Annotated in this window: 11 protein-coding genes and 1 pseudogene; 9 read left to right on the top strand and 3 right to left on the bottom strand. The window is 40.3% G+C overall.

The annotated features are described in order from the left end of the window. Entirely contained in the window at positions 1-915 is a 915-nt protein-coding gene (gene cysD / locus AAFX28_RS09500) for a sulfate adenylyltransferase subunit CysD (RefSeq protein ID WP_408690853.1), read from the bottom strand. A 285-nt stretch (positions 916-1,200) separates the two neighbouring features. Between cysD and rfaD the strand changes: the two genes are divergently transcribed. From rfaD to AAFX28_RS09455, 9 genes and pseudogenes are all read left to right on the top strand, one after another. Continuing rightward, positions 1,201-2,139 carry an ADP-glyceromanno-heptose 6-epimerase gene (rfaD, locus tag AAFX28_RS09495; RefSeq protein ID WP_408687245.1) on the top strand — a complete coding sequence of 313 codons (939 nt, stop codon included), beginning with the start codon at positions 1,201-1,203 and terminating at the stop codon, positions 2,137-2,139. Between the two features lie 301 nt (positions 2,140-2,440). Further along, on the top strand, positions 2,441-3,415 hold the full coding sequence (locus tag AAFX28_RS09490; protein ID WP_408687243.1) for an O-antigen ligase family protein: 975 nt from the start codon (positions 2,441-2,443) through the stop codon (positions 3,413-3,415). After that, positions 3,402-4,235 carry a glycosyltransferase gene (locus tag AAFX28_RS09485; RefSeq protein WP_408687242.1) on the top strand — a complete coding sequence of 278 codons (834 nt, stop codon included), beginning with the start codon at positions 3,402-3,404 and terminating at the stop codon, positions 4,233-4,235. The genes AAFX28_RS09490 and AAFX28_RS09485 overlap by 14 nt, the downstream gene beginning before the upstream one ends. 17 nt (positions 4,236-4,252) lie before the next feature. After that, a pseudogene (locus tag AAFX28_RS09480) lies at positions 4,253-5,287 on the top strand (glycosyltransferase); the annotation flags it as partial. An 84-nt stretch (positions 5,288-5,371) separates the two neighbouring features. Beyond that, complete coding sequence (locus AAFX28_RS09475; RefSeq protein ID WP_408690852.1) at positions 5,372-5,947, top strand: acyltransferase; 576 nt, start codon at positions 5,372-5,374, stop codon at positions 5,945-5,947. A 15-nt stretch (positions 5,948-5,962) separates the two neighbouring features. Next, entirely contained in the window at positions 5,963-6,991 is a 1,029-nt protein-coding gene (waaF, locus tag AAFX28_RS09470) for a lipopolysaccharide heptosyltransferase II (protein ID WP_408687240.1), read from the top strand. Positions 6,992-6,997: 6 nt separating this feature from the next. Then, a complete protein-coding gene (locus tag AAFX28_RS09465; protein ID WP_408687239.1) occupies positions 6,998-7,777 on the top strand; it encodes a glycosyltransferase family 32 protein in 780 nt (259 codons plus the stop codon). After that, positions 7,774-9,048, top strand: a complete 1,275-nt coding sequence (gene waaA / locus AAFX28_RS09460) for a lipid IV(A) 3-deoxy-D-manno-octulosonic acid transferase (RefSeq protein ID WP_408687237.1) — start codon at positions 7,774-7,776, stop codon at positions 9,046-9,048. Before AAFX28_RS09465 ends, waaA begins: the two co-directional genes overlap by 4 nt. Continuing rightward, positions 9,045-9,725, top strand: coding sequence for an acyltransferase (locus AAFX28_RS09455; RefSeq protein ID WP_408687235.1), 681 nt, complete (start codon positions 9,045-9,047; stop codon positions 9,723-9,725). Before waaA ends, AAFX28_RS09455 begins: the two co-directional genes overlap by 4 nt. Before the next feature lie 26 nt (positions 9,726-9,751). Here the strand turns inward: AAFX28_RS09455 and AAFX28_RS09450 are convergent, their stop codons facing one another. Together AAFX28_RS09450 and AAFX28_RS09445 are read right to left on the bottom strand one after the other, a co-directional pair. Further along, complete coding sequence (locus tag AAFX28_RS09450; protein ID WP_408687233.1) at positions 9,752-11,743, bottom strand: acyltransferase family protein; 1,992 nt, start codon at positions 11,741-11,743, stop codon at positions 9,752-9,754. 19 nt (positions 11,744-11,762) lie between these two features. Next, positions 11,763-12,455: a 3-deoxy-D-manno-octulosonic acid kinase gene (locus AAFX28_RS09445; protein ID WP_408687231.1), complete on the bottom strand. Its 693-nt coding sequence runs from the start codon at positions 12,453-12,455 to the stop codon at positions 11,763-11,765. Between the last annotated feature and the right edge of the window lie 93 nt (positions 12,456-12,548).

Below are 12,548 nucleotides of genomic sequence, written 5' to 3'. Positions count from 1 at the left end.
TTAGAAGTAACCTTCACGCTTTTTCTTCTCCATAGAACCAGAGCTATCATGGTCAATGGCACGACCTTGGCGTTCTGAGGTCGTAGTTAGCAGCATTTCTTGAATGATTTCAGGTAGCGTTGTGGCTTCTGACTCCACAGCTCCTGTTAGTGGGTAGCAGCCAAGCGTGCGAAAGCGAACCATTTTCTCTTCAACTACTTCACCTTCTTTAAGCTCCATACGCTTATCATCCACCATGATAAGCATGCCATCACGGTCAACTACAGGGCGTTTTTTCGCTAAGTAAAGGCTTGGAATCTCAATGTTCTCTAGGTAGATGTACTGCCAGATATCTAGCTCTGTCCAGTTGGAAAGTGGGAACACACGAATGCTCTCACCTTGGTTTACTTTACCGTTGTAAATATTCCAAAGCTCTGGACGTTGATTCTTTGGGTCCCAGCGATGGTGCTCATCACGGAAAGAATAAACACGTTCTTTTGCACGCGACTTTTCTTCATCACGGCGTGCACCACCAAATGCCGCATCAAAACCGTGCTTGTCTAGTGCCTGTTTTAGACCCTGTGTTTTCATAATATCGGTATGCTTGGAGCTACCATGCACAAACGGACTAATGTTCATCGCCAAACCTTCAGGGTTTTGGTGAACAATGAGTTTCATACCAAGCTTCTCAGCCATGTAATCACGAAACTGAATCATTTCCTTGAACTTCCATGTAGTATCTACATGCATTAAAGGGAATGGGGGAATGCCTGGTGCAAAAGCTTTCTTTGCAAGATGCAACATAACCGAAGAGTCTTTACCGACCGAATAAAGCATCACTGGATTATCAAACTCAGCGACAACTTCGCGCATAATATGAATAGACTCAGCTTCTAGCTGCTTAAGGTGGGTCATACGCTCTTGCGTGATAGTCATTGTACTCATTCTTCCTTACTTGTAGGTCTTTGGTAGCGGGTACACTTTGACCACTCTGCCACCAAATTGTGGTAGAACAAAAATGCTACTACCATTAGTAGACGCTAAAACTCAGCTAATACTATGCTACTATATTATCCAGCCCAAATCGACTTGCACTATTCATTCGCGGTCAGATACTTGCCATCCATTTAACAAATGTAAGATTCAAAGAAGCTGTATACGACTCAGCCTCAATAGCATGATATACTTCTCCCAGTTTCATTATCTGACTGGACAATAACTATGATCATTGTAACTGGCGGCGCTGGCATGATTGGCAGCAACATTATTAAATCATTAAATGAGAAAGGCATTAACGATATTTTAGTCGTCGACAACCTTAAGAATGGTAAGAAATTCCAAAATTTGGTTGATCTAGACATCACAGATTATATGGACCGTGATGACTTTCTAACCCAAGTTATGGCTGGTGATGATTTTGGACCTATAGAAGCCGTGTTCCATGAAGGAGCATGCTCCGCTACCACAGAGTGGGATGGCAAATACGTGATGCTCAATAACTATGAATATTCAAAAGAGCTGCTTCACTATTGTTTAGAACGTGAGATCCCATTCCTTTACGCCTCTTCTGCAGCGACTTATGGAGAAACTGATACCTTCATTGAAGAAAAAAAATATGAAGGCGCATTAAACGTATACGGATATTCAAAACAGCAGTTTGATAACTATGTTCGTCGCATTTGGCAAGATGCAGAAGCACACGGTGAAACTTTGTCCCAAATTGCTGGATTCCGTTATTTCAACGTATACGGTCCTCGCGAACAACACAAAGGCTCAATGGCGTCAGTTGCATTCCATCTAAACAATCAAGTGAACGCAGGTGAAAACCCAAAACTATTTGCCGGAAGTGAGACATTCAAGCGAGATTTCATTTACGTCGGTGATGTTGTGGCCGTGAATCTGTGGTTTATGGAAAATGGCAAATCTGGAATTTTTAATCTAGGCACAGGTAATGCTGAGTCTTTTGAAGAAGTAGCGAAAGCTGTAATCAAGTTCCATGGCAAGGGTGAAATTGAGACTATTCCATTTCCCGAGCACCTTAAAGGTGCATACCAAGAGTTTACTCAAGCAGACCTGACCAAACTTCGTTCGGCTGGTTGTGAGCATCAATTCAAAACTGTTGCGGAAGGTGTCTCTAAATACATGTCTATAATTAATTAAAGAGAACATAGCGATCACTAAACATTATAAAATGCATAGATTAGTTCCAATGATCGAGCCCTTCATTATAGGGCTCCTCTTTTTATCTTTATTTATATCTAAGTCGGTGCTATATATTGCACTAGCATTACTACTGTTATTCCACTTCATCACTTCCATTAAAATTCAAACTTATAGCTTGCTAGGAAAGTCGCACCGATTACCGATGTGCTTATCTGTAGTTATTTTTTTGCTAGGAACCCTTGTCACATTCCCATACGACCTTAATTTCAATGATATTGGTGATTTCTTAAGAAAATGTATGATATTATTATTATTTCCATTACTTACACTACAATTAAGTAATGACAGACATCATACGACAGCACAAAAAAGTCTCTTGCTCGGCTTAGTCATATCATTACTTTACGCCTTATATCAATTCTTTAATATAGGGGTTAGCTCTTGGAGTGGGCAGCGAATTGGAAGTTTTTGGGATATTGGTCGATGGGCAGAGATTCTAGGTTATACAATCGCTTTATTAATCCCATTTTTATATGAATCAAGCCTGGGCTTAAGAAAAAGGCTAGCTTTAATTTCTATATTAATGCTAAGTCTAACCTGCTTAGTGCTTAGCGGTGGCAGAGGCCCTTTATTAGCAGTCTCAATTAGCATTAGTATATATTTACTACTAAGAAGCCCTAAAAGCCTTCTTTTTATACTGGTATTTATATTATCCATAGCAACATTACTTTCAGATAACTATTTTATCATCTACATTACGGAACGTATAGAAAGTATATTCAATATTAGCTCGCAACTATCCAACACCTCTAGAATAATAATGTGGGAGAAAGGGGTTGATTTCATTAAATACAACGCAAGCAATAGTATGGAAAGCCTATTGTTTGGAGTTGGTATAGATAGTTTTGAGCATGCCTACCATAGTTTTTTAAGAACCACGGATAGTTACAACTTGCTAGTAGCAAGTGGCAAATTTGATTTTTCGCTAACAGACATGCATAACACATACTTAGATTTAGCTCTAAAGCTTGGAGTATTATATGCTGCGCTATTTGTTTTGTTTCTAGCATGCCTATTCTGGGTATTTTATAGAAACAGGCACCTACGCCCTGATTTTGCTTATTCAGGAGCGGTCCTTGTTACCACCTACTCTATAACCGCTATATTCTACACTAGCGGTATAGAATTTCAGTTAACTGTGTTCCTATCCTTAGTTGCTTTATGTTACTCAAAGATATTGTGTTGTAGTGAGAAAAAAAATGAGAAGCCTTAAATTCAATGCAACAATTATCGTTGCATTTTATAATAACACCACTGCTTTATCCTGCATTATTAACGCATTACAAGCACAAAGTGACAATTTTGAAGTAATTATCGCTGATGATGGTTCCGCCCCCAATAATGTAGAAAAAGTTCAAGAGATAATAAGTAATTCCAGTATGGAAATACGGCATATTTGGCAAAGTGACAATGGATTCCGAAAAAATAGAGTACTAAATAAAGCAGTTAAAGCAGCTCGGAGTGATTACATTATATTTATTGATGGGGATTGTATTCCACAGTCACATTTTGTCTCTGATCATTTAGAAAATAGGGAGCTTGGATACATATTAAATGGAAGAAGAGTAGACCTGGCCGCTTGTTTTAAAGAGCCTTTACATGTATCACCTACTCCTCAAAACTTCTATCAAGATAATTTTTTTAAAATAGTTTTTAAATATCTCATGGGAGATGGAAAGAATGTAGAAAAAGGAATTAGAGTAACAAACAAACACTTATCACAGCTTCTAAATAGAAAAACCAAAGGTATTGTAGGGTGTAACTTTTCATTACATAAGTCTGATCTTGTTAAAGTCAACGGGTTTGATAACCGCTATAACACTCCAGGGGTAGGAGAAGATTCAGATATAGAGTATCGCTTGGTTGCAAATGGCATGAAGGTAAAAAACATATTTTACAAAGCCCCTGTATTACACCCTATTCACCCAGAGCTTACTCGAATGAATAGAGCTTATGAGATATTTGAGAAAACAAAGAAAGATCATCAAATTGTTGCATTAGACGGTTATGAACAAGCTCACCAACAAGACTAAGCTAGGGACTACCTATTATGGCTACTGAATATAAAACACCAGCGACTCTACACATCTGTCTTTCACATGGATGGGGTGGTCTTGAAATGTATCCAATTAGGATTGGACAAGAGCTTGTTCAGTCCGGCAGTAAGATTTATGGGCTATGTATAAAAGGCTCACAAGTGGCTACCGGAATGAAGAATGCAGGTATTGAAACATTTGAAGTCGAAAGTAAGTCTAAGTTGTTACTCTCTGGTTTACCTAAACTGAATAAGTGGTTAACTGAACGTAATGTGACAATTGTTCACAGCCACAAATCTGGTGATCTAGTTGTATCTTCTCTATTGAATACGCTTTCCAGGAGGAAATCATTTTTCACCGAACACATGGGGGTAAAGCGGTCAAAAAAAGATATTTATCACAAATATATCTATTCCCACTTAACGCATGTCTTCTCTATTAGTGAAGAAACTTACAAACGTAATATCAAAGCCCTACCAGTACCTCCAAATAAAGTCTCTCGATTGTGGCTAGGTACTGACATACCAGAAAAACCACTTGAATCTGCAGAGGTAGTTTCAAATATCCGTAGTGAGTTAGGGTTCAAAAGCAATGATATAGTTATAGGTAATGTAGGGAGGCTTTGTTCCGGGAAAGGCCAAATGGAGCTCTTAGAAGCGTTCGCCCTTCTTGAACCTAAGTTCACGTATTTAAAGCTGCTTCTTGTCGGGGGGCTTGACGTTAGCCACGGGTCTGACAACGACTTTGTCGCTCAAATTAAAGACAGAATTGCTGCGCTCTCCCTGGAGTCAAAAGTTACTCTTGCTGGTTTCAGAATTAACACATCAGATATGCTTGCTGCAATGAACATTGTATGCCTTCCAAACCACAACGAAGCGTTTGGTTTAACTGCGATTGAAGCTATGGCGGCTCAAAAACCGATAGTTGGTGCGAATACAGGTGCATTGCCCGAGATTCTTGAGCCTGTAGCTCTACTCTGTAACCCACAACTACCGAATGATATCGCAAACAAAATCGAAGTTTATCTATCTAGTCCAGACCTACAAGAGCGCAATTCAAAGCTAGCTTTTTCTCGGGCTCAAGCCGAATTTTCAATGTCATCTCACTTAGCTAAACTCCTGCAATACTATGAGATGGAATCAACTTCAAACAAAAGGCTAGATTTAAGTACTCGCCTCAGAAACAAAGTCCGGATCGAACATAACAACACGGTCACCATTTCAAGTGGTGCTAAACTTCGTGATTGTAACATTTCAATTAAAGGGCAGAATAATCGGTTGGTCATTGAAAGCGGTGTAAATATCAGAAAAACACAAATTGAAATCGATGGGAACCATTGCACAGTGTACATCGGCAAAGATTGTGTCATCGGCCATGGTTGTTACCTATCCTCTCGTGAAATAAAAACCGAACTGATGCTAGGCGCAAACTGCATGCTTTCTCGAAATGTTAAAGTCATGACTAGTGACGGCCATGACATCTTAAAGGGCGGGAAGCGCATCAACCCTGCTCAAAGTATTTCTATTGGAGAGCAAGTTTGGTTAGCTGATAATACAACGGTTCTCAAGGGTGTTAAAATCGGTGACAATTCTATAGTAGGAATCAATTCAACACTTACTAAATCCATTGCATCAGGAAGCATTGCTGTAGGTAACCCTGCCAAAGTGGTTCAAACAGACATATCATGGCGTTCTGATTTAACATATTAACCTAAATTTGTTCATATGAAGATACTTATTATTGGCCCTTCTTGGGTTGGGGATATGGTGATGTCTCAAAGCTTATACTCTGAGCTGAAACACCAATATCCAAGAGCCGAAATTGATGTGTTAGCTCCTTCTTGGTGTAAACCTATTCTTGAACGAATGCCTGAAGTAAATTCAGCAATCGAGATGCCAATTGGTCACGGTCAATTCAACTTTATGGGGCGCTATAAACTAGGGAGAGAACTCAACAAAAATAACTACTCTCATGCATTCATCTTGCCGAACTCAGCTAAGTCCTCTTTAATCCCATGGTTTGCAGGCATACCTACAAGAACAGGGTGGAAAGGTGAGTTTAGGTACGGATTGTTAACGGATTTAAGACCCAACAAAAAAGTCTTTCAATATATGGTGGAACGCTATGTAGCCTTGGCATTTCCAAAGTCCACCATGAATGAGTTGGTGTCCTTAGCAAATTGCCCCAGACCTAGTTTAGCTGTTGATGAGCAAGCACAACAACTAGCTCTAGATAGATTAGGATTGAATCTAGATAAGCCTACGTTTGGGCTATGTCCTGGTGCAGAATTTGGACCGGCTAAACGCTGGCCGGATAAATACTACGCAGAAGTAGCAAGTCACTTAATAAGTACAGGAAAACAAGTTTGGCTATTTGGTTCTAATAAAGATAGAGAAGTTACTCAGAAAATAAAAACATCATTACCTAAAGGTTTGCAAGCGTCATGCTTTAATTTGGCTGGCGAAACGTCTCTAATTGAAGCCGTGGACTTACTAGCTGCATGTCAAACCGTTATTTGCAATGACTCTGGGTTAATGCATGTCTCCGCTGCAGTCGGCTGTAATGTTGTAGCAATTTATGGTTCCAGCTCCCCTCAATACACTCCACCATTGACTGACTCTCTAGAAATAGTTCACACAGATATTGACTGTAGACCGTGCTTTAAACGAGAGTGCCCATTAGGCCACCAAAACTGTCTAAATGAACTGATGCCCAAACAAGTCATTTCTGCTATTAACGCTTTTTCGGATTAAATATTTATGAGTAACCTTTCTATTATCATTAGCAATCGACTCATTCGTTTTGTCGGCAACATCTTCAAGTTATTATCGTATCCTTTTCATGCACTTTTCCCGAATAAACGCTTTGTTATTCCATCAATCTCAAAGCCTAAGGTCGTTTCCACTGAACAGACTAAAATCCCAAAAATAATTTGGCAGACAAACTTTTCGGCTCGAAGTGCTTGGCCGGTTTATCTTAACTACCTGTTCAATCGCTTAATGTCTCTCGATTATGAATACCGTTATGTGAGTACCGAAGAGCGTGCAGAGTTTATTAAGGCAAACGCATCAGAGCGAGTCTACAACGCTTACATGCAACTGAATGATGGTGCTGCACAAGCCGATCTATGGCGCCTTGTGACTATCTATGTACACGGAGGTATTTACATGGATATTGACGCGACCCTCGTTTGGCCTTTAAAGCGTATCCTGCCTACGAGCGAGAACGCTATGTATGTAAAACTGAAAAAGAACCAGCACTACACTAATTTCTTTTTAGCTTCCGCTCCAAACAACCCAGATTATGAAGAAGCAATCAATAAGATTGTGGACAATATAGAGAAACGTTTCATCGAAAAAGGCGTTTACTTCTTAACAGGGCCAATGGTCATCACTGATATTCTAGAAAGTAAACAAGTAGCGTTTAAAGAAAGGAAATACGTTTGTATTCAAGGAACGTTTACCAATGAATACTTCCAATACCTTGATAAGCCTAGAAGTAAGTGGACGCATAAAAAACCAGAAGATTTGCTCAAGTGATACGCCTAATTTACACCTGCCTTTTGGTGCTAGCACTACCATTCCTTCTTCCTGGCTTATATAAACGTAAGTTGGGTAAACCATCAGTAGGCAAACGTTGGAAGGAACATTTTGGTGTTACTCCGACGCTACATAATCCAAGTCACAAACCTATCATTTGGGTTCACGCAGTTTCTGTTGGGGAGGTAATAGCGATCTCCCCACTAATGAGAAAACTGAGTGAGCAACACCCAAACACAAAGCTACTCATTACAACAACAACAGCAACAGGGGCGCAGCAGGCTTCTAAACTCAGCGATATTGCGGAGCATAGATACATGCCACTTGATTTTCCCTTTGCAGTCAAACGCTTCTTAAAGGTTATCCAACCGCAGCAAATGATCATCGTGGAGACTGAACTTTGGGCCAACACATTGACTTGTGTTTCCAGACTCAACATACCGATAACCGTAGTAAATGCCCGTCTCTCGGAGAAGTCGTTTCAAGGCTATAAAAAAATACAACCTCTATTCAATTTAATTGCACCTTGCCTACACAATGTCATCTGCCAACATGAAGATGACGCAGCAAGATTCCAAAAGCTAGGAGTTCCTCAAAGCAAGACCTCTGTTTCAGGCTCAATTAAATACGACATTTCAGTATTGCCTGAACAGTTTAGCAAAGCCGAGAAACTAAGGCGGGAGCTTGGCAATAAACGCCCTATTTGGATTGCAGCCAGTACCCATCAAGGAGAAGATGAGAAACTGCTTACCGCACACTCGCGCATACTTGAATCTCTTCCTTCTGCTTTGCTAATACTCGTACCTCGCCATCCTGAACGCTTTAATGACGTAATGAACTTAGCAAGTGCAAAGTTTAATACCGTTCGAAGAACAGAGCCGTCTAGTGTTGACGACAACACTCAAGTCTACTTGGCTGATACCATGGGTGAAATGATGGTGTTACTTGGTAGTTGTGATGTCTGTTTTATGGGGGGGAGCCTACTCGGTGACAAAGTTGGAGGGCACAATCTTCTTGAACCTGCAGCCTTAGCAAAGCCAACTCTGATTGGCCCTAGCTACTTCAACTTTGCAGATATTACTAAACAGCTCACCTCTGTTGGAGCATGTAAAGTTGTTGATTCAGAACAAGAGATTGCGCGAGTTTTAGTTGAATTATTCCTTAACCCAGAAGAAATGAAAATGAAAGGCTGCGCCGCTTTAGATGTCGTAGAACGCAATCAGGGAGCGCTAGATTGCACTTTGAATGAAATAGGGAAACTAAAGATATGAGTCTCAAAAAACTGTCGAAGCTTTATCATTACTTCAGATGCGTCCCTAAAACGATTTTCTTCAACTTGTATTACCTACCTATCAAGCAAGCGATCAAATTTCCGATATTGGTTAATCATCGAACCAAGTTCGTAGCGCTAGGCGGTCAAGTTAAGATTCCTAAAACTGCTAAGACCGCTAAAATCAAACTCGGCTTTGGTCGAGTCCAAATCTCTGATAGTAAATACTCTCGATTCATTTGGAACATAAGTAAAGACGGAGTCGTTGAACTGGGCCACCATATAAAAATAGGTACTGGTTCAAAGCTACATGTTCAGGGTCATCTTTCTATTGGGTCTGATAGCAACTTCACTGGTGAAGCAACCATTATCTGCAATAAAGAGATTGCGTTTGGTTCAAGTTCTCTTATTTCTTGGCAAACCCTTTTTATGGACTCTGACTTACATTCCATTACGAACGAACAAGGTGCACAGCTCAATGAGAATCAAACCATTCACTTCGGAGAGAATATATGGGTTGGAGCGCGAGCAACGGTACTTAAAGGCGTCAGCATTGGAAGTAATAGCGTCTTATCGAGTGGCGCTGTTGTAACTAAAACATTTCCAGAAAACAGTGTAATCGGTGGAAACCCAGCAAAAGTGATTGCTGATTTTACTGGGAAGAAATTCACGCATTAAAAAGGCTCCAAACGGAGCCTTCTCTTCTATTTCTCAGCTAGCCACAGTTCTGCTAACTCTTTTGCACCTTCATAATTCAAATGGTTGTTATCCAAATACAAAGGAATACCATTCAACTGACTGATACATTTTTCATCGTCACACATAAACGCAACAATTGGAATGACCTGAACCTGTGGGTATTTTGAAGCAACTTCATCAATTATGCTATTCGCTACAGATTGTCGATGTACCATTTCTTCAATCGGTAAATCACATGACTCGTCTTTCATCCAATCATACGTCATTTTCTTCACTAAACAGTTACTTGGCTTATAGCTGTACGATGGTGCTTGCTCAAACAATACTGGCGTGATTCCGTTATCAATTAGATGTTCTAATGTACGCTCTAAACCTTGCTTCAATGCTCGACGACTATTATCAATAGACTCGGAGTAATCCGTTGAATCCCCTAGAAATACACGGCTGCCTTTTTCACCTATAGCGCGAGTCGTTTCTGAGTACATTGCCCATCGACCGGCAAGAAAAACCATATCAGGTTTAAGCTCTACTATCTTTTTACCAATTTCATCATTTCTTTCGGAACAAGGTTTTTCTGGTGTGCCGTGTTTAATTAGATCTGAACCTAATAAAGGAGGGCACCCCCCCAAGCCACCATAAAGTGCAGAGAAACCACTGTCTTGACCTAACACATCGACAAAGCTTCTAAAATGCCCTGCGTGAGAATCGCCCCATACATAAGCATTAATAGGAGCAGTCACATCACCTATTAAATATGGCTCGAAAGGATACGATTCATCAACTTGAGGACGCTCTTGCTTGTCTTGGTCAAACGTATAGGAAGATACCTCGAAGACTTTTTGCACAGGCTCACTAAAGCGGCTTGGATACCCTTCTTTCGCAGCAATATTCTTGGCAACCGTCACAGATAGAGCAATTGGCAGAATGAGATAACATACGTATACCCAACGCTTCTTAATCTGTAGATGTCTCAATGGGTTTTCTACTAACTGCCATGATAAGAACGAAAGTACGATAGTAATCACACCACAGATAAGAGCATCTATTGTTGTGAAACCTGAAAAATAATAACGATAAAATGCCAATACAGGCCAGTGCCATAAATAGAGAGAATAAGACAATCGACCAACAAGAACGACGGGCTTCAAGCTCAATACATGTGACGTAATAGTCGTTTTAGACTCTCCCGAAAGAATGATAAAGGCAGATAAGAGCACCACCCAAAGCGCATTAAAGCCAGGAAATACATCACTTTCATCTAAAGAGAAAGACAACCAAACAAGGCCAATCGCGCCTATTACTCCAGCAAGTTGATAGACATGTTTTGACCAAGATACCTTTTTAAGCCGTTTTTGGTATATCGCTACTGCCAACAACGCACCAATCAAAAGTTCAAAAGCCCGACTTTGAATCAAGTAGTACCCAGCCCCGCCATCGATACGAGACAAATACTCTGAATAACCAACTAACCCAATGAAAGCAAAAAGCATTGAAATATTAAACCAACGCGGTGCCAAAAAACGGGTAGCTAAAATAAGAACAACAGGCCAGATAAAGTAAAACTGCTCCTCAATCGCCAGTGACCAAGTATGCAGTAATGGAAGAGTTTCAGATGTAGGAGCAAAGTACCCTGAATTTTTCTCGAAGTAGATGTTCGCAATAAATGAACTTGCATATCTCAAGCTATCCGCAAACCCGACAAAATCATTTGGAGTGTACAACCAATAAGCGAATACTAGGCTAGTTGTAGCAACAAGATAGAATAGCGGTAAGATTCTCTTAATTCGTTTTACATAAAACTGATTAAAAGAAAACTTTTTAGCCAGTACTTGTGGGTAAATGGCAGATGTAATGATGTAGCCTGAGATAACAAAGAACACATCAACGCCAATGAATCCACCAGGGATCCAGCTCGCATTCATGTGAAATAGAATGACCATCAAGACAGCAACAGCTCGAAGGCCATCTATATCTGCTCTGTATTTAATATTACTCACTTGTGTTTAACTCAACCTATTAGCCTACGAACAGATCATCCCACTGTTCTTGCGTCCAATGAATTTTTCGTTTGGTGGCTTCCTTCTCAAACGATCTTTTTAATCTATCTAAATTACTCTGCTTCCAGTCATCACCTGATTGCTGGAAGCATTTGTCGAAATCGATGATCCAGATTTTGTCTTGTTCATCGATAAGAATATTGTGAATGTTCAAGTCTGTGTGATTGACTTGAGCACCGTGCATTTTTTTGATTTCTTGACCGATTTTTTTGTACATCTCAGCAGAGAGTGGATTCTCCATCAATATAGAAACCAAATCTCGTGCATTTGGGATTTTTTCACTCAGTAGATCTGCTTTGTAAGTAAAGCCACTCTTCACTGCACGAGCTGCGATTGGCTTAGGCACATTCACGCCAGCCTCAATTAAGGTGTTTAAAAGCTGAAATTCTTGATGACTGCGAGTTTGCTCCCAACCAGAAAAGCGGTAACTGTCTTCCACTAGCTTGCCAAACAGACCGCCACGGCGATAATGGCGCAGTGCTGCTTCGATAGTTTCAGTTTGTACAAACCAAGTTGTACCTCGACCTTGAGCGCTGCCAATCACTTTGCCATTTTGCTGCCAAAACTCTGGGTTGAATACTTGCTTTGGGTCTTCTTTTAACAAGGCTTCATCATACCAAATCGTCTGGTTATCAAATTGCAAAGTCTTCATGCTCGGCTTTCTCTTAATAAATGCTGCTCGGTATTTTACATTTATTGAGCCTCTCTGCATAATCTTCGCTATTGCTCGTTAAAAGAAACGCTT

It is taken from the genome of Vibrio sp. TBV020 (assembly GCF_046056895.1).
In the GTDB taxonomy this organism is placed as follows: Bacteria; Pseudomonadota; Gammaproteobacteria; order Enterobacterales; family Vibrionaceae; genus Vibrio.
This window is presented reverse-complemented; position numbering and strand designations above follow the sequence as displayed.

Bases quoted from the DNA above. Each gene is read 5' to 3' on its own strand.
- cysD (WP_408690853.1), bottom strand. From the start codon at position 915: ATGACTATCACGCAAGAGCGTATGACCCACCTTAAGCAGCTAGAAGCT.
- AAFX28_RS09445 (WP_408687231.1), bottom strand. From the start codon at position 12,455: ATGAAGACTTTGCAATTTGATAACCAGACGATTTGGTATGATGAAGCC.
- AAFX28_RS09455 (WP_408687235.1), top strand. From the start codon at position 9,045: ATGAGTCTCAAAAAACTGTCGAAGCTTTATCATTACTTCAGATGCGTC.
- AAFX28_RS09485 (WP_408687242.1), top strand. From the start codon at position 3,402: ATGAGAAGCCTTAAATTCAATGCAACAATTATCGTTGCATTTTATAAT.
- AAFX28_RS09475 (WP_408690852.1), top strand. From the start codon at position 5,372: ATGGAATCAACTTCAAACAAAAGGCTAGATTTAAGTACTCGCCTCAGA.
- AAFX28_RS09490 (WP_408687243.1), top strand. From the start codon at position 2,441: ATGATATTATTATTATTTCCATTACTTACACTACAATTAAGTAATGAC.
- rfaD (WP_408687245.1), top strand. From the start codon at position 1,201: ATGATCATTGTAACTGGCGGCGCTGGCATGATTGGCAGCAACATTATT.
- waaF (WP_408687240.1), top strand. From the start codon at position 5,963: ATGAAGATACTTATTATTGGCCCTTCTTGGGTTGGGGATATGGTGATG.
- AAFX28_RS09465 (WP_408687239.1), top strand. From the start codon at position 6,998: ATGAGTAACCTTTCTATTATCATTAGCAATCGACTCATTCGTTTTGTC.